At 60.1% G+C, this 17,640-nt stretch carries 16 protein-coding genes; 6 read left to right on the forward strand and 10 right to left on the reverse strand.

The genetic code is table 11. From position 1 onward, the window contains the following. Positions 1–10 precede the first annotated feature (10 nt). From AC4IC4_RS17665 to AC4IC4_RS17675, 3 genes are read left to right on the forward strand one after another with little or no spacing between them, the layout of a single operon-like run. Positions 11–1,414 (forward strand): TolC family outer membrane protein, encoded by a 1,404-nt coding sequence (locus AC4IC4_RS17665; protein WP_032647949.1) that lies wholly within the window; start codon positions 11–13, stop codon positions 1,412–1,414. Further along, the gene (locus AC4IC4_RS17670; protein ID WP_024908316.1) at positions 1,411–3,606 is read left to right on the forward strand and encodes a type I secretion system permease/ATPase; all 2,196 of its coding nucleotides are present in this window, start codon (positions 1,411–1,413) and stop codon (positions 3,604–3,606) included. The genes AC4IC4_RS17665 and AC4IC4_RS17670 overlap by 4 nt, the downstream gene beginning before the upstream one ends. A gap of 10 nt (positions 3,607–3,616) precedes the next feature. Then, a complete protein-coding gene (locus AC4IC4_RS17675) occupies positions 3,617–4,786 on the forward strand; it encodes a beta-barrel domain-containing protein (protein WP_152540067.1) in 1,170 nt (389 codons plus the stop codon). Positions 4,787–4,834: 48 nt separating this feature from the next. On the opposite strand, the gene AC4IC4_RS17680 is transcribed toward AC4IC4_RS17675, so the two are convergent. Then, positions 4,835–5,572 carry an AraC family transcriptional regulator gene (locus AC4IC4_RS17680; RefSeq protein WP_491471607.1) on the reverse strand — a complete coding sequence of 246 codons (738 nt, stop codon included), beginning with the start codon at positions 5,570–5,572 and terminating at the stop codon, positions 4,835–4,837. Positions 5,573–5,669: 97 nt separating this feature from the next. Between AC4IC4_RS17680 and AC4IC4_RS17685 the strand changes: the two genes are divergently transcribed. Then, entirely contained in the window at positions 5,670–6,089 is a 420-nt protein-coding gene (locus tag AC4IC4_RS17685) for a nuclear transport factor 2 family protein (protein ID WP_491471608.1), read from the forward strand. Between the two features lie 2 nt (positions 6,090–6,091). Here AC4IC4_RS17685 and AC4IC4_RS17690 read toward each other — a convergent pair whose 3' ends face one another. Further along, on the reverse strand, positions 6,092–6,610 hold the full coding sequence (locus tag AC4IC4_RS17690; protein ID WP_491471609.1) for a DUF6622 family protein: 519 nt from the start codon (positions 6,608–6,610) through the stop codon (positions 6,092–6,094). Between the two features lie 85 nt (positions 6,611–6,695). Next, positions 6,696–7,877: an aminotransferase-like domain-containing protein gene (locus AC4IC4_RS17695; protein WP_491471610.1), complete on the reverse strand. Its 1,182-nt coding sequence runs from the start codon at positions 7,875–7,877 to the stop codon at positions 6,696–6,698. Between the two features lie 129 nt (positions 7,878–8,006). On the opposite strand from AC4IC4_RS17695, the gene AC4IC4_RS17700 reads away from it, so the two are divergent. Further along, on the forward strand, positions 8,007–8,363 hold the full coding sequence (locus AC4IC4_RS17700; protein ID WP_032647964.1) for a hypothetical protein: 357 nt from the start codon (positions 8,007–8,009) through the stop codon (positions 8,361–8,363). Here AC4IC4_RS17700 and AC4IC4_RS17705 read toward each other — a convergent pair. After that, positions 8,356–9,249: a LysR substrate-binding domain-containing protein gene (locus tag AC4IC4_RS17705; protein WP_491471611.1), complete on the reverse strand. Its 894-nt coding sequence runs from the start codon at positions 9,247–9,249 to the stop codon at positions 8,356–8,358. The two genes, AC4IC4_RS17700 and AC4IC4_RS17705, sit on opposite strands and share 8 nt — an antisense overlap. A gap of 97 nt (positions 9,250–9,346) precedes the next feature. On the opposite strand from AC4IC4_RS17705, the gene AC4IC4_RS17710 reads away from it, so the two are divergent. Then, entirely contained in the window at positions 9,347–9,949 is a 603-nt protein-coding gene (locus AC4IC4_RS17710) for a short chain dehydrogenase (RefSeq protein ID WP_491471612.1), read from the forward strand. Here AC4IC4_RS17710 and AC4IC4_RS17715 read toward each other — a convergent pair. From AC4IC4_RS17715 to fdrA, 6 genes are read right to left on the reverse strand one after another with little or no spacing between them, the layout of a single operon-like run. Further along, a complete protein-coding gene (locus tag AC4IC4_RS17715) occupies positions 9,943–10,677 on the reverse strand; it encodes a class I SAM-dependent methyltransferase (RefSeq protein WP_491471613.1) in 735 nt (244 codons plus the stop codon). The genes AC4IC4_RS17710 and AC4IC4_RS17715 overlap by 7 nt on opposite strands. A gap of 55 nt (positions 10,678–10,732) precedes the next feature. Beyond that, a complete protein-coding gene (locus AC4IC4_RS17720) occupies positions 10,733–12,112 on the reverse strand; it encodes an amidohydrolase family protein (protein ID WP_491471614.1) in 1,380 nt (459 codons plus the stop codon). Between the two features lies 1 nt (position 12,113). Continuing rightward, on the reverse strand, positions 12,114–13,070 hold the full coding sequence (locus tag AC4IC4_RS17725; protein ID WP_491471615.1) for a carbamate kinase family protein: 957 nt from the start codon (positions 13,068–13,070) through the stop codon (positions 12,114–12,116). Continuing rightward, positions 13,067–14,647 (reverse strand): hypothetical protein, encoded by a 1,581-nt coding sequence (locus AC4IC4_RS17730; RefSeq protein WP_024907672.1) that lies wholly within the window; start codon positions 14,645–14,647, stop codon positions 13,067–13,069. Before AC4IC4_RS17730 ends, AC4IC4_RS17725 begins: the two co-directional genes overlap by 4 nt. Positions 14,648–14,658: 11 nt before the next feature. After that, positions 14,659–16,074 carry a YlbE family protein gene (locus AC4IC4_RS17735; RefSeq protein WP_491471616.1) on the reverse strand — a complete coding sequence of 472 codons (1,416 nt, stop codon included), beginning with the start codon at positions 16,072–16,074 and terminating at the stop codon, positions 14,659–14,661. Beyond that, entirely contained in the window at positions 16,074–17,615 is a 1,542-nt protein-coding gene (gene fdrA, locus AC4IC4_RS17740; protein WP_491471617.1) for an acyl-CoA synthetase FdrA, read from the reverse strand. Before fdrA ends, AC4IC4_RS17735 begins: the two co-directional genes overlap by 1 nt. Positions 17,616–17,640 lie beyond the last annotated feature (25 nt).

The following is a 17,640-nucleotide window of genomic DNA, read 5'->3' on the forward strand; positions in this document are numbered from 1 at the left end:
GGGACATGACATGGGAATGAAGATGCCTTACTGGTGGCTATCGTGCTGCCTGATATCTGTGCCCGCTTTCTGCGCAAATCCGGCGGCAACCATCAATACCGGACAGCTTCGCGAAACGCAGGAACTCCCCTCACTCAACGGGCGCGTGGCCCCGGTAGCAGGCAACGCCGCTCCAGGTTCATTGCAGCTTGGCGAGGCCGTCAACCGCGCCGTTACCTGGCACCCGGCCATCAGCGAAGCCGTGGGCAAACTCTACCAGCAGAGCGAAGAGGTGGACGTCGCGAAATCAAAATACTATCCGCAGATTAATGCCGGCGTGGACAACGGTTATTCCCACGACGGCGATCAGAACGGCTTTACGCCGTCGCTGGTGCTTTCTCTCTCACAAATGCTCTACGACTTTGGCAAAGTAGCCAGCCAGGTGCGCGCCGAGAGCGCTGGCGTTGCCCAGCAGCAGGCCAACGTGCTGGTGAGTATCGACACCATCGCCCACGATACCGCCGTCGCCATGGTACAGGTGCAAACCTGGCAGCAGATGGTCGACACCGCCAAAGAGCAGCTTGAAGCCCTCTCTTCCATCGGCACGCTGACCCGCCAGCGTAACGACGAGGGCGCCACGTCGCTCTCTGACGTGGTGCAGACCGATGCGCGTATCGAAGGCGCTCGCGCCCAGCTGATGCAGTACCAGGCCAGCCTGGACAGCGCCCGCGCCACGCTGATGAGCTTTCTCGGCTGGAACAGCCTGAACACGATCAGCAATGACTTTCCGCAAAAGCTGGGTCGGAGCTGCGATATCGCCGAGCCGGACGACCGTCTGGTTCCCGCCGTTCTCGCTGCCTGGGCGCAGGCTAACGTCGCCCAGGCTAACCTCGACTACGCCGATGCGCAGATGACGCCAACCGTCTCACTGGAGCCGGAGGTGCGTCACTACATGAACGACCGCTATGCAGGCAGCGAAACGCGGGATCGCACCCAGTATTCCGCCTGGGTGAAAGTGCAGATGCCGCTCTATCAGGGCGGCGGCCTCACCGCCCGGCGTAACGCTGCCGGACACGCGGTGGAGGCGGCGCAGTCCACCATTCAGCGCACGCGCCTGGATGTCCGCCAGAAACTGCTGGAAGCCCGTAGCCAGGTGATGAGCCTGCAAAGCACGCTGCAAATCCAGGGCCGCCAGGAAGCCCTCAGCGCCCGCACCCGTGAGCTGTACCAGCAGCAATATCTTGACCTCGGCTCGCGCCCGCTGCTCGACGTGCTCAACGCCGAACAGGAGGTCTATCAGGCGCGCTTCACCCAGCAGCAGACCCTCGGTCAGCTGCACCAGCTGCAGCTCAACTGCCTGTATAACACCGGACAGTTGCGTCATGCGTTCGATCTTGATAACCGCACCATCCAGACCGTGGAGATCCAGCCATGAAGCAGCGTGATATCCCGCAAGGTGAAAACATGACGGATGAGGCGCTGGCGCAGTGGGCGCAGGCCTTTGGCTTTATCGCCACGCGCTACCGCGTCGCCTGCTCGCCAGGCGCGCTGATCGCAGGCGCACCGTGGCTGAAAGGCAAACCGATGGTACCCGCCCTCACCCAGCTGGCGCGTGAGGCGGGGTTGTCGTTTCAACTGCTCACCGCTGACCAGCAGTCGATCAACAGCTGGCGTCTGCCGGTGGTGGTGGCGCTGAATGACGGCCGGGTCGGCGCGATCGAGCACTTCGACGGCGACGACACGCTGGAAGTCAGCTTTTTCGGCGATGAGACCTACACCAACCGGCTGTCGATGACGGCGATGCTGCCCGCTATCCGCCACGTTATTGCCCTGCGTCCACTCGCCGCACTGAAGGACAGCCGCGTGGACGCCTATATCTCAAAATACCGGCCGGACTGGCTCTACCGCCTGGTGATGCGCGATCTCCGCCCCTACAGCTGGGTGATGCTGGCCGCGCTGTTTATCAACGTGCTCTCCCTCTCCGGCATTGTCTTTTCCATGCAGGTGTATGACCGGGTGATCCCCGCCCAGTCCTACCCGACGCTGTACGTCCTGACCATCGGGGTGCTGATTGCCACCCTGTTTGGCTTTGTGCTGCGCGTGGCGCGCGGACATATTATGGATCTGCTGGGCAAGCGCTCGGATATGCGCGTCTCGGATCGCGTATTCGGCCACGCGCTGCGGCTGCGCAACAGCGCGATCCCCCGATCCACCGGGAGCTTTATCTCACAGCTGCGCGAGCTGGAGCAGATCCGCGAGATGGTCACCTCGTCCACTATCTCGACGATTGTCGACCTGCCCTTCTTTTTACTGTTCGTGGTGGTGCTGGCGATCATCGCCCCGCAGCTGGCGTGGATCGCCCCGGTCGCGGCGGTGATCATGGTCCTGCCCGGCCTGCTGCTGCAGAAGAAGCTGGCGGAGCTGGCGAAACAGTCGGCTCATGAATCGACCCTGCGCAACGCGGTGCTGGTGGAGAGCGTGCAGGGGCTGGAGGACATCAAGCTGATGCAGGCGGAAAACCGCTTTTTGCAGCAGTGGAACAGCTATATCCAGATCACCGCCGAATCCGGCCTGCGCACCCGTGAGCTGACGCAGAACCTGATTAGCTGGGGGATGACCATCCAGAGCCTGGTTTACGCCGGAGTGATTGTGGTCGGCGCGCCGATGGTGATCGACGGCACCCTGACCACCGGCTCGGTGGTCGCCGCGTCGATGCTGGCCTCCCGCATGATCGCCCCGATGGCGACGCTGTGCGGCGTGCTGGCGCGCTGGCAGCAGGTCAAAGCGGCAAAAGAGGGGCTGGACAGCATCATGCAGCTTCCCACCGAAAACCAGCGCGAGGAGACACCGATCCGCCAGGACGTGCTGCGCGGTCACTACCTCTTCGAGCAGGCGCAGTTCCGCTATCAGCCGGACGATCCGCGTATGGCGCTGCGCATTAACCGGCTGGAGATCCGGCCGGGTGAGAAAGTGGCGATCCTCGGGCGCAACGGCGCGGGCAAATCGACCCTGCTGCAGGCCATGGCGGGCGGGATGGATCTGGCAGCCGGCGAGCTGCGGCTTGATAACTTCAGCCTGCCGCATCTCGACGTTGCCGACGTCCGGCGCAACGTCGGCTTTATGACCCAGAATGCGCGTCTGTTTTACGGCACCCTGCGCGAAAACATTACCCTCGGCATGCCGCGCGCCACCGACGAAGAGATTTTCGAGGCGCTGGAGCTGACCGGTGCGGCGGGCTTCGTGCAGAAGCTGCCCAAAGGGCTGGACTACCCGATCATGGAAAACGGCGTGGGGTTATCCGGCGGGCAGCGCCAGTCGATTCTGCTGGCGCGAATGCTCCTGCGCGATCCGAATATCGTGCTGATGGATGAACCCACCGCGTCGCTCGACGAGCACACCGAGCGGGAATTTATCCAGCGGCTGGGCGACTGGCTCGGGCACCGCACCCTGATTGTCGCTACGCATCGCGTACCGGTTCTGGAACTGGTGGAGCGTGTAGTGGTGTTGAAAGAGGGGATGCTGGTGATGGACGCGCCAAAAGCTCAGGCGCTGAACAACAGCCGTATGCAGCAACAGCAGCAGGCAGCAACCGGACGGGAGTGGAAAAATGAAAATCAGTCAGCGTGACGTGGCGGCAATGGACGATCTGGATAATGCCCTCGACTCCGAAAGCGGCTACACCGGCGCGCGTCGGATCGTGATCTTCTCGCTGCTGATGTTTGTGGTGCTGGGCGTCTGGGCGTGGTTTGGCATGCTGGATGAGGTATCAACCGGCTCGGGTAAAGTGATCCCCAGCTCGCGCGAGCAGGTTTTACAGTCGCTGGACGGGGGGATCCTCACCGAGCTGAACGTCCACGAGGGGGATCAGGTGCAGGCTGGGCAGGTGCTGGCGCGGCTTGATCCTACCCGTTCCGAGTCGAACGTCGGCGAAAGCGCGGCGCGCTACCGGGCTTCACTGGCCTCCAGCGCCCGCCTGTACGCCGAGGTGAACGATCTCCCGCTGAAGTTCCCCCCTTCGCTGGCAAAATGGCCGGATCTGATTGCCGACGAAACGCGGCTGTACAACTCCCGCCGCGCGCAGCTGGAGGATACCCAGCGGGAGCTGCGCGCCGCGTTAGATCTGGCGAATAAAGAGCTGGCCATCACCCAGCGGCTGGTCAAAACCGGCGCCGCCAGCCACGTGGAGGTGCTGCGCCTGCAGCGGCAAAAAAGCGATCTGGAGCTAAAGCTCACCGACGTGCGTTCGCAGTATTACGTCCAGGCCCGCGAGGCGCTCTCCAAGGCCAACGCGGAGGTGGATATGGTTTCGGCCATCCTCAAGGGCCGCCAGGATTCCGTCACCCGTCTGACGGTAAAATCCCCGGTGCGCGGGATCGTGAAAAACATCAAGGTCACCACCATCGGCGGGGTGATCCCGCCCAACGGCGAGCTGATGGAGATTGTGCCGGTGGACGATCACCTGCTGATCGAAACTCGCCTGTCGCCGCGCGATATCGCCTTTATCCACCCGAACCAGGAGGCGCTGGTCAAAATCACCGCCTACGATTACGCCATTTATGGCGGGCTGCACGGGGTGGTGGAGACGATTTCCCCGGATACCATTCAGGATGAGGCCAAGCCGGAGGTGTTTTACTACCGGGTGTTTATCCGCACCAGCCAGGACTACCTGGTGAATAAGGCGGGCAGGCACTTCTCGATTGTGCCGGGGATGATTGCCACGGTGGACATTAAGACCGGCGAGAAAACGGTGCTGGATTATCTGATTAAGCCGTTTAACCGGGCGAAAGAGGCGCTGAGGGAGCGGTAGTCAATCGCCGGGTGGCGGCTTCGCCTTACCCGGCCTACATTGTAAAGCTCAGCGGGACGTGGGGAGGGCATCAAACCGCAACATCGCCCACTGCCCCGGTGTTTTACCGGTCCATGCTCTGAAAACCTCAATAAATGCGCTGACGCTGCTGTAGCCGCAGGACAGCGCAATCCACCCTACCGGCTTCCCCGCCGCCAGCCACTCCATTGCCCGCATGACGCGTGCCAGCTGCCGCCAGTTAACAAAGTTCATTCCGGTCTGGGCACTAAACCGACGGTTGAACGTACGTACGCTCATCCCAGCATGAATAGCATGACTCTCGACCGTCTGGTTATCATCGACAAACTGCAGCAAATGGCTGACCACGTTCTTAAGACGCGGATCCGTCGGCACGGGCAGAGAAAAGTGAATCTGGGGCGTCAGGGCAAGCTCATCCAGTAGCAAAGTCAGCTTTCGCGGATCGTACTCACTCTCTGCACCACATAAACGGCTAAACAGTGCATGGGTCAGATCGTCGGGCTCGAACAGCGCGGGCGTATCGGGAAGCCCTGCACAGCTGGCGGGTTCAAGATAGATGGCGCAGCCTTCTATCTCACTTTCAGAAAAAGCGGCGTGCTGCTGACCTGGCGGGATCCAGCCGATGTGTCTTGCCGGTACGACCGAGCGCGCCTGCTGCGTCTCAATGACCAACAGACCCGTTGCAATGCGCCACAGCTGGCCGGTGCGATGACTATGCCACGGTGTTCGATACCCGCCGGGATGACGGAGCGTTTCAAAACTGACCATCTCATTTTGACCGAAAATCGTTATTCATCGACCTATTACAGAAACCACGTCTTCGGCTGTCAAGGATAATGGGGACTCAACCACATAAGGAGCCCGTATGAGCATTATCACGTCCCTGGTAGCCCAGCCTGACAACGCCGCGCAGCGCGAAAAGATGGCGTGCCTGTTAACCCGCTTATTCAATGGCGATATCGATCCGGCAGAGGTATTTACGCACGATTACCAGCAGTTTACGGACGGTAACGCCCTTGACTACCGGGGTTTTATTCAGCACCTGAACCACGTCCGCTCGCAGATCCGCGCGATCGCCTTTAGCGTGGCGGAGATAGCCTGTCATGACGAACTTCTGGCTGACCGGCATATCGTGACGGTCACGTATCCTGATGGTCGTCAGGCAGAGATAGAGGTTTATCTGTTTGCCACGCTGCGTGAAGGGAAAATCTGGCGGATCCATGAAGTCACGCGAGCCCTCAGCGGCGATGCTGCAGACCGCACGCTGGCACACGCGATAGAATAACGTCACTCCACCGGGCGCGGTGCGGCGCTGTTATACACCCCAACATAGCGCGCAAATTTCCCGATAAACACACCGGCAAACACGCCGCCGGAGACGATCGCCAGCGCGCTCATGGCGGGCTGCTGCATCGTCTGGGGAGAGACAGCGCTCATCACGCCCAGCACATACTTGACCCCGAACGCCAGCATCATAAACGGCAGCGCGGTGTAGTCTGCCTGGCGGAAAAGGGTGCGCGGCGCCTCTGCGCGGGTGATAACCGCCTGCTTAATCAGGAAATACCCCAACGCGGCCCCGGCGAGGATCCCCGCCGTCCACAATGCGACAGTCCCGGGGGTTAACGTGCGGTAGACCACCAGATCGTAGATATCCCAGAGAAGAAAGATAGCGGGAATGATGGCAAGCCTCTCCAGCGTAACGGTAGCGGGCCTGCGGGCTTTAATGCCTCGAGAGATGAGGAAGATAAACAGCACCCACACCCAGACGGGCGTGTGGGTAACGACACCGATCAGAAATTCAAACATGGAACTCACCATGAACGATAGCGGCCCGTGCCGCCCTGAACGCGTATTGCGCATAACGGCAGGAAAACCATTATGCGCAGCTCTTTTAGAGCGATTTTTTCAGGCGTTGAACCGCCTCTTTCAGATCTTCATCCGTTGGCGTCACAAATGACATGCGCAGCGTCGTTGGATCTGGCTCATTGCAGTAGAAAAACTCGCCGGGCACAAATACTACGCCGTTGCTTAACGTTTTTTCAAGCCAGCGCGTGGTGTTACTACCATTATTCATCTTCGCCCACAGGAACATGCCGCCCTTCGGCTTGTGGAACGACATCACGTCGCCCAGCTCGGCTTCCAGCTCGGTTGCGAACGTCTGGTATTTCTGGCGATAGGCTTCGCGGATCATTTTAATCTGATCGGCCAGACGACCGGTTTTCAGGTATTCATACGTCATCAGCTGCGACAGCGTGCTGGTGTGCAGATCGGTGGTTTGCTTAAGGTTCACTACCGCTCGCTTCAGCCATTCCGGCACCAGCACCCAGCCTACGCGAGTACCCGGCGCGAGGATTTTAGAGAAGGTCGAGGTATACACCACGTTCTCTTCATTGCCGATATCTTTGGCATGGGCGATTAACGGGCGGAAGACTTCATCGGTATAATTAATTTCGCTGTACGGATCGTCTTCAATAATCACGAAGTCATAGCGCTTCGATAATTCCACCAGCTGCTTACGGCGCGCTTCAGAAAGAGTTACCCCGCCAGGGTTGCCAAACGTCGGAACAATATAGACCGCTTTGATGGTTTTATTTGCCGCCAGCGCTTCAAGCTCATCCACCTTCATGCCGTCGCCGTCGGTGCCAACGGATTCAAAATTCGCCTGCGCCAGGCCGAAGACCTGCAGCGCAGCGAGATAGGTAGGACGCTCAACCACAACGGTGTCACCCGGGTTGATTAACGCACGCGCCAGCACGTCAAGCGATTGCTGTGAACCAGAGGTCACGACCACATCATCGGCCTTACAGGCGATACCGCGCCCCTCGCAGATGCGTTTAATTTCCTCGCGCAGTCCAGGTACGCCTTCCGTCAGGCCGTACTGGAACGCCTCGCCAAAATGCTGAGATAATACGGCATCAGCGGCAATTTTCAGCCCTTCACGATCGAACAGATCAGGGTTTGGAATACCGCCCCCCAGCGAGATCACGCCCGCCATTTTGCTGTGTTTCAATAATTCACGGATGGCAGATGATTGCAGGCCCTGCGCGCTGCTGGCGAGTTTACTCACGGACATTCTCTTGTTACCTTCTTTTTTTATGATATGACCACTCTTACTAGCACAAGTCCCCGGATTTTTCATGCGCTTCGTAGGATCTGCTCGATGTGGGCTTCTATGCCAGCACATTCTCATAAGGCATCAATAATGAAAATCATCGTAACGTTATCCTGTTTCCTGCTGAGCGGCTGTGTTGTCGGTAACATGGACTCTTCCGACTATAAATATGTTCGCTATGCTCAAACCTTCCAGAAGCCGGGGCCGGGAGGCTACACCGATAATGAGCAGCGCAAGAAAGATCTTTACTTCTGTGGCGTAGACAAAGACGCCAATCTTGATGACGGCAGCTATAACGGGGGCAGCAGCAGACCTGACCAAACACTTCAGGAAATCGTTGCCAGAAACGACAAAATATCGAATTGCATGAAGCAGAAGGGCTATACCGTCTACGGCTATGACGAGTGTGGCCCCCTCAAAGCGCCAACCGGACGTTGCCCTAATTAACGCTGACATGCCCGTTCTGCATGATGTGCGCAATAAACTGAGTGAGTTTAGGCAGCGGCCGCAAATCCTGACGCCACAGTAAATGCACCGGCCTTGGCGCGGGCGTGAACGGCTCAAGCACGCGCACCAGCCTGCCGCTTGCCAGCTCTTCCGCCACCAGCACTTCCGGTTGCAGCAACAGCCCCGCCCCAGCCCGCGCCGCCATGCGTAAGCCGTAGCCGTCGTTACATCTCAAGATCGCATCCCGCTTCCAGCGCACCTCCCCTTCCACGCCCGGCAGCCGCCACTCGTTACGCGCGGTCCACACCGTGTGAGACAGGCACAGATGATCTACCAGATCGTCTGGCGTTTGCGGCGTGCCGTGTCGCGCTAAATAATCCGGCGCGGCGCAGATCACCATGTTGTAGGGGCACAGGTATTTCGCCACCAGATCGTCATTACGAACGTCACCAATGCGAATGGCCAGATCGACGCCCTCCTCCACCAGATCGACCATCCGGTTGGTGAGATCCAGCTCAATGCGTACCTCCGGGTAGCGCTGTAAAAAGGTTGCCGTCAGCGGGGCGATCACGCATCCGCCAAACGATGTGGGTGCCGTGACGCGCAACGTTCCGGCAGGTGCAGCACGGAGCCGCTCGACTGCATTCTCAGCAATGGAGACCTGCTCCAGCACCCGCTTCGCCTCGTCGAAATAGACGCGTCCGGCCTCCGTCAGGCTCTGGCGGCGCGTGTTACGCTCCAGCAGGCGTGTGCCGAGCTGTGCTTCCAGCAGCGCAACGTACTTGCCCACCATCACCGCCGACATCTCCAGCCGTGCCGCCGCACCGGTAAAACTGCCGCTTTCCACCACGGCAATAAACGTCTCCATGCTGCGGAGCTTATCCATATTCCAAACCTCTGGTTAGCAATCATCTAACTTTAGCCCAGTTTATCCGTTTTTTGATTTGTTAAAGAATAAAGGCTCACAACAGAAGGAGTCAGCTATGAAAATCGTCATTATTGGTGCCAGCGGTACGGTCGGTCGTGCGGTAACGGAAGCGCTGAGTCGTCGCCACGAGGTCATCCGCGTCGGTCGCACGCAGGGCGACGAGCAGGTGGATATTACCTCGCAGGCGAGCGTTCAGGCGCTCTTCGAGAAAATCGGCCAGGTGGATGCGATTGTGTCCACCAGCGGTGGCCTCTACTTCGGCCCGCTCGCGACCATGAAAGACAGCGACTTTAACCAGGGGCTGCAGGATAAGTTGCTGGGGCAGGTGCGCCTGGCGCTGACCGGCCAGCACTACCTGAATGAAGGCGGCTCGATTACGTTGATAAGTGGGATCGTGGCGCATGAGCCGATTGCGCAGGGCGTGAACGCCACCACGGTGAATGCCGCGCTGGAAGGGTTTGTTCGCGCGGCAGCCTGCGAACTGCCGCGCGGGATCCGCATCAACCTGATTAGCCCGACGGTCCTCACCGAATCCGTCGAGACGTACGACGGCTTCTTCCCGGGTTTTGAAAGCGTTCCCGCCGCGACCGTGGCGCAGGCCTACCGCCGCAGCGTGGAAGGCGTGCAGAGCGGACGCGTGTATAAAGTGGGTTACTGAGCCTTACGGGCGGCGATCAGCACCAACATCGGGCGCTCCGCCTCTTCGGCCAGCGCGGGCCAGGCGTCAATCTGCGCCTGCGTTGGCCCCCACTCGTTGACCTCGCTTATCGTTAATCCAGCCCTGATGAGCGCGTTAAGCGTGGTGCCCAGCGTGCGGTGGTATTTGAGCACCCCGTCCGCCAGCCAGTTGCTGACGCGCTGGCCTTCGTCCTGATAATGGTTCACGCCCCAGAACCGCTCGCCGCTATCGTCGGTCAGCCAGCCCTGACGGGAGGCGCAGGTGTAAATGGGGTGCTCCATCGAAAAGACCAGGCTGCCGCCGGGCTTAAGCGCGCGCTGAACCTTCGCAAACAGGGTATCCAGCTCCGGCAGGTAGTGCAGCGCCAGCGAGCTGTAGACCAGATCGAGGCTGTTCTCGTTGAGCTCGAGTGATTCCAGATCGCTACGCTGATAGTGAATCCGTGCGTCGTCAGTCAGTTCAGCCGCGCGGGCGAGCATCTTTTCTGAGATATCGACCCCCGTGACGTCAGCAGCGCCCAGCTCGCGCGCGGCGCGGCAGAACCAGCCGTAGCCGCAGCCGAGATCAACAACCGATTTGCCGGTTAAATCCGGCAGCATGCTTTTTAGTGCAGGCCACTCCGGCGCGCCGTCCAGACCCTGCACCGAACGCGGAAGCTGGGCGTAGCCTTCAAAAAATGCCGGATTGTCGTAGATGTTTTGTGCCATGGCAGATCCCTCTTTAAGAATGTGCCTCCCAGTATAAAACATTGCCGGGTGGCGTTTAGCCCACCGTACCCCAGACCAGATTTCCCTTATGGAACGTTGCGGTACGCGGGGAAATACGCGCCACGGCTTCGGCGGAGCAGGAGGCGTCCACCAGCACAAAGCTGGCGTCATCCTGCGCTTTCGGCCACACGCGCTCGCCTTTGTCGTTCAGCGGCAGCACGTCGCCGGTCGCAATCCCCAGCGCGCGGGAGAGCGTCTGCTCGTTTGGGCGAATATAGAGCTGCGCATAGAGATTCGCTTTCTCCAGCATGTCCCCCAGACCGTACGGCGACCAGTGGTCGATTACGCTGTCGGTCCCCGTCATCACGAACACGCCCTTCTCGCGCAACTGCTTCAGCGGCATATGCAGGGTGCCAATCGGCACGGTGGAGGCGATGGTCACCTGCTGCGCCGCCATGCGGGTGGCGATCTCATCCACCTGCTGCTCGTTGAGCGTCGCCAGCGCGAAGGCGTGGCTGATGGTGAGTTTCCCCTTCAGCTCCGGCGTTTTTTCCACGGTTTCGACCATGTAGTTCACCGCCGCCACGCCCGCCGGGCTGGTTTCGTGCAGGTGAATGTCCACCCCTTTGTCGTAGTCCAGCGCAATCTGGAACATGGTATCGAGGGATTTCTCCATCGCGCCGTCGACGTTGGTCGGGTCCAGCCCGCCCACGTAGTGCGCCCCAGCCTGCATCGCTTCGCGCATCAGCTTTTCAGAATTCGACAGCAGCAGCCCGTGCTGCGGGAAGGCGACGATTTCGCAGTCAAAACCCGCTTTGCGGCGCGCCAGCACCGCCTGCAGGTTTTCCAGGTTTTTCAGGCCGGAAACCGGCTCAATGTTGCAGTGGCTGCGGGCGATGGTGGAGCCTTTCGACTGGATCAGGTCGATCAGCTTTTCCGCCCGCTCCTGGGTGTAGGGCTGCAGCTCGGGCAGCAGCTTCTGCTCAAGGCGGATCATGTCCTGAATCGTGGTGCCCGCCGGGCGGTTGAGCGATCGCCACGGGCCGCCGTAGAAGGTTTTATCCAGGTGGATGTGCATGTCGCGCATTGCCGGGAGCATCAGCTTGTTGCCCGCATCGTAGTGAGGCAGCGAGGCGTCGGCGTGGCGCTTGTTGTCGCGCAGGGCGACGATCTTCCCGTCCTTGATTTCCAGCGTTTTCAGCTCGGTGCGGGTGCTCGTCGCCACGCCGCCGTCGACATTAAACCCGGCCTCCAGCAGCACGTTGTCGAGGTAGTAGTGTTTTGCGGTGATGCTCATCGGTTTGCCGGTCTCGCAGGTTGGCTTTGCGGAGTCAGCAGCATACGCGACGGATCCGGTCGCGCCAAACAGCGCGCAGGCGGTGACCATTTTGCCGCTCTGGCTGATAAACTCGCGGCGGCTTTTGTTTTCACTCATCTTATCTTCCTTCATTCACAATATGGGTGCCGGTTTCTCCACGCAGCGCCGTGGGCAGGCAGTCCGGCGAGGTGATAATCACGCGTTTGCCGCCGTGGTGTAAGAATTCCAGCGAAGCGACGATTTTGGGCAGCATGCTTCCTGCCGGGAAGTGGCCTTCCTCCATATAACGCCTCATCTGCGCCACGTTAACGGTGTCCAGCGCCTGCTGGTTTGGCTTGCCGAAGTTGACGCACACCTTCTCCACGCCGGTGGTAATCACCAGCACGTCGGCGCGGATCTCGCGCGCCAGCAGCGCGGTGGAGAGATCTTTATCAATCACCGCGTCGACGCTCTGGTAATCCCCTTGTTCGCTGCGAACGACCGGGATCCCGCCGCCGCCCGCGCCGATCACGACATACCCTTTTTGGGTCAGCGTCTTAATGGCATCCGCCTCAACAATCCGCAGCGGCTGGGGTGAAGCCACCACGCGACGATATCCCCGACCCGAATCCTCAACAAAGTGCCAGTCCGGGTGCGTGCGCTGCAGCTCGTCGCGCTGTGCCTCGCTGAAGAACGCACCGATAGGTTTCGTCGGGTGCGTAAAGCCGGGATCGTTTTTATCCACCTCCACCTGCGTGACGACCGTGACCGCTTTTTGCTCCCCGCTCACGGCCAGGCAATTGTTGAGCGCCTGCTGGATCAGATAGCCGATGCCGCCCTGGGTGTCCGCCACGCAGTTTGCCAGCGGGGTCAGCGGTAGTCCTTCCCGCTCGTGGGCGATTTCGGCACGGCGCAGATCCAGCCCCACCTGAGGGCCGTTGCCGTGGGTGAGCACGATGTCATAGTCGGAGGCCAGCATTTCCAGCACCGACTCTGCCACCGCTTTAACCGCCTGCGCCTGATGTTCAACCGACTGGCTGGCGTTGTCTTTGATAATGCTGTTGCCGCCAATGGCAACGACCATAAGCTCTTTCATTTTGTTTCCTTTAGAAGGTGCGTTCTGGTGCCCTCACCCCGGCCCTCTCCCACAGGGAGAGGGGGATTAACAGAGATATCCAGCACATGCTTCACCACAAACATGCCGCCCATCATCAGATATGCGGTGACGAACATCAGCGAACTGCCTTCGGCAAAGCCCACGACCGGCGCGTGGATCACCCCGAACAGCGCCAGCAGTGCCCCGCCCGCCGCAGCCACGGCGCCGCGCAGCGGTTTGTTGATGATGGCGAAAATGGCGATACAACCCCACAGCATGCTGGCGAGCGGTGCCCCGTTCCCCAGATGGACTAATCCTTCGTAGTAGATCCCTTTGCTGTGCAGCACGTCGGTACCGATTTTGGCGGCATTCGTGCCCGCCGCACCCATCACGCTGTTCATCATGGTCAGCGCCCAGTTGGCGATCCACGGGAACAGACAGATGAAGATAACGGGCACCTCCACCTTCGGCGTTTCCCTTACCACCTGATTGGCGGTGACCACGCCGATAAACACCAGAATCGGCACGATGGCGGTCATCGGAATGATGGCGAGCATAAACGCCCCCAGCCCGAACAGCGGCACGATGAACATGGTTACGCCGGAGGCCAGCGTGTAGCCGATGCTCGCGCCCATCGCTTTCCAGCCGGGATGGCCGACGTAGACCGTCACCGGGAACGGGTTCCCCATCAGGCAACCGAGCATGGAGGCCAGACCGTTCGCCAGCATGACTTTACGCGTCGGATATTCATCCCCCGCCGCGTGGGCGCTTTCGATGTTCTCCAGATCAAAGATGTAGTTCGCCAGCCCCAGCGGCACGGCAGAGGCAAGATACGGCAGCGCGTGCGGCAGGCCCTGCAGGAAGCCCTCCACGTGCACCTGCGGCGGGTTAAAGCCGAAGGATGACATGGACGCTTTAATCGCTTCCGGGCTTTGCAGGCCGGAGATCCACGCCAGGGCCGTGCCGGCTATCAGCAGCAGCAGGCCGGTCGGGATGCGGGCGAAAATCGGCTTTTTACCGAACCAGTTAATGAAGATCAGCAGCAGCACGATAAACGACACGGTCGGCGCCTCGAACGCCTGCAGCATCGGGTTCATCGCCAGCAGCAGCAGACCCAAACCGGACAGGCACGACAGCAGCACGGTGCGTGGGATCATCTTGCGGATGGTTTCCCCTAAAAACGAGCCGCCAGCCAGGATCATCGCCTCAACAAAGCACCACACCAGGCCAATCTGGATGGCAAACTCCGCATCACCGGTCTGCTGATAAACCGGCATCAGCACCAGGAAGGTCACGGTAAAAATTGACGGCGCGCTCGGGCCGGACGGCAGCGCGGTGACGTCCGTTCGCCCGGTGGCGCGCGCCATCTGCATGCCGAACCAGGCATAGCAAATACTCGCGGTCAGCACCGCCAGCCCGAAGGCCGGCGCGATGCGTCCATAAACAATCTCCTTCGGGATGCCGACGACAAAAATGAGCAGCCCCATCATGGTCAGCAAATTGGTCAGGTTGTTGGTCATCAACCCGAAATACGCCGCCCAGTCACCTCTTTTCCACTCCAGCTTCATGTTTTTCATGGATGCTTGCCTTATAAAAAGTAGCGATCGCGGAAGGTCAACAGCGCCTTTTCAAAACAGCTAAACGGTGGGTGAACGATGCCCGCCCCAATCATGCCGATGCCCGCGTCTTTGTGGGCAATGGCGGTGTTAATCACCGGCAGAATGCCGCTGCCGGCGACTCTGGTGATGTCGATGGCGGTCGGGATCCCCATAAACGAGAGCAGCGGAATGGTGACGTTCGGGTTTTCGCCGAGGGTGATTTCGCGCATCTGACGGGAGAAGTCGATAGCTTCCTCCACCGTGCCGCCCACCAGCGCAACGATTGCAGGGGCCGTCGCCATCGCAAAACCGCCGATGCCGTAGGTTTCGGTGATGGCGCTGTCGCCGATATCCAGCCCGGAGTCTTCCGGCTTATAGCCCGCGAACATCGGGCCGATCACCTGCTGCGCCGGGCCGGTGAACCACTGCCCCGGCAGGCCGGAAATGCGCAGGCCAAACTCGTAGCCGTTGCGCGCCATGGTGGTGACCACGGTGCTGTACTCAATGCCGTGGGCGGCGTCCAGCGCGGCTTTACACATCGCCATCCACGTCGGGCCGGAGAAGTAGTCGCTGCTGGCGACAAACTCAAATACCTCGCGCTGCTGCGCCACCGGATAGCCCGCCTGGATCAGCCCCGGGGTCAGCGCCTGGATCAGCAGCGTGGTGCCCGCGTTGTTGCGGTTATGGCATTCGTCGCCCATGTGCAGCGCCTGGGCCAGCATCAGGCGCAGGTCGATTTCGCCGATAATCTTCATCGCATCGCGCAGCATCGGGCCAAGCACGTCGCGCATCCAGTTCAGGCGGTCGATCACGCTCTGGTCGTTGGCTCCCATGCGCAGGATCTTCGCCATCTGCTCGCTGAGGTTAGTGAAGGCGCGGTTGCCGTAGGTTTTGTTCTCAACGATGTGCATAAACATCGACGCGGAGGTGACGCCCGCCATCGAGCCCACGCAGTCGTGCTCGTGGCATGGCGAGAACGTAATATCCCCGGAGGCGGCAAGCCGTGTCGCGTCGTCCAGATCTTTCGCCAGCCCTTCAAACACCAGCGCCCCGGTGACCGCACCCTTCATCGCGCCGCACATGTTTTCCCAGGAGACAGGCGGACCGGCGTGCAGAATGGTGGTGCGGGTCATCCCCGGCACAACGTTAATCGCCTGGTCATAGCCCACCAGCACCGGATGGGACTGAATAATGCGCTCAAGCGCAAGCTTATTGGCGGCGGCGATTTTCTCCGCCAGCGGTTTTTTCGCCAGCTGGTCGAGCGCCTCAACGACCTGCATATTGCCCTGCCCCGGCGGCGTCCAGTCGAGCTGGGTGACGGGTACGTGCTGTTTTTTAAGATCGTCGCTGAACATCGCAATGCCGACGTTAATGACGTTCAGCGGCTGGTTGAATAAGGTGGTCATTATGCTTTCTCCCCTTTGCAGACAAATTCGCGTGCCAGTAATCCGGTGTTGGTGCTGCTGCTGGCCCAGATGACGCCTGCGTCGGTCAGCAGCTGGCACTGCTGCGCCAGCGACTGCGGATCCTGGTCGGTACCCAACACGTAGCCGAGGATTTCCAGCGGACGGTTATCGGCCTTTGCAATTGCCTGCGCCTCTTTAATGGCGTCGAGCATCACGCCGACTGGATCCTCATGCGCGCCGAAGCCCAGCACGAAGTCCATCACGATGACGCCCACCTCAGGATCGCGTGCCTCCTGCAGCAGACGGCTGATGCGGTTGGTCGGGTCGATCATCGGATGCGGCTTGCCGTTGGTGAAATCGTCGTCGCCAAAGTCGAGGAAGGTATGGGCTTTACTGACGCTGATGTCGCTCAGGCGCTTAGACGGATCCGGCTGGATGTTGCTGTAGACGTCGTCGAATTTCGCAAGCGCCGCGAACATCGCCTCGTCGCACAGGGTGCCGCCGCAGAACAGGCCGCGAATGTACTTCTGCTGCGGAGTCAGGCGGGCGCGCACCTCTTCAATCAAAGGCCAGTTGAGCGGATGCAGATCAAGGGACTCTTTTTTGATGCCGGTGAGCAGGACCGCCTTCAGGGCTGCCTCTTTGGTGCCGCGCGCAAACTGCAGGCCGTCCTCATCGGCGGGCGGTTCGCTGCGCCCGAGGAAGCAAACAACCACCGGCTTGCGGCAGGCTCTGGCGCGGGCCAGCACCTTTTCTGCCACGGCAGGCGCCGCTGGTTTGGAGATCAGCGCAATCACCTCTGTGCCCTCGTCGGCTTCGAGCATGTCGATGGCGTCGAGCATCATCAGACCGCCGATTTTCTCGCTGAGATCGCGCCCGCCGGTGCCAATCAGCTGCGACACGCCGCCGCCGAATTCGTGAATGCGCACGCTCAGCTCCTGGCTGCCGGTGCCGGATGCGCCGACGATGCCAATCGAGCCGCGGCGCACCGCGTTAGCAAAGCACAGCCCCGCGCCGTTGATGATGGCGGTGCCACAGTCCGGCCCCATCATCAGCAGCCCTTTCTGGTGCGCCAGCTGCTTCAGCGCCAGCTCGTCGTCGAGCGACACGTTATCGGAGAAGAGCATTACGTTGAGATCGTTTTCCAGCGCCTGACGCGCCTCGCGGGCGGCGAAGGTGCCGTTGACGGAAATCACCGCAAGGTTGCTGTCCGGGCGATGGGTTTTGGCACTGGCAATCGTCGCGTAGCGCGCTTCATGGGAACCTGCGCTCTCTTTACGCGTGAACAGCGCTTCAATAGCGGCCAGCGTTTCATCATTCGCCGCGTCACCTTTAATCACGATCATCAGGTCGCCGTTTTTGGCTCCCGCTAATTCCGGCGTTAATAACCCGAGGTTTTTTAATACGCCTTTATTCATCTCCGTCGCCATGGCCACAAACGCCTTGTCGACGCCCGGCAATTTATTGGCTTTGGTGGAAACGGACATTAATGACACCGAATCAAAATACGTATTCTTTTTTATAACGATTTTGGTTGGCATTGTTTTCTCCTGAATACGGATAAAA

The sequence above is a fragment of the Enterobacter sp. Taxon_2 genome (genome assembly GCF_058355295.1).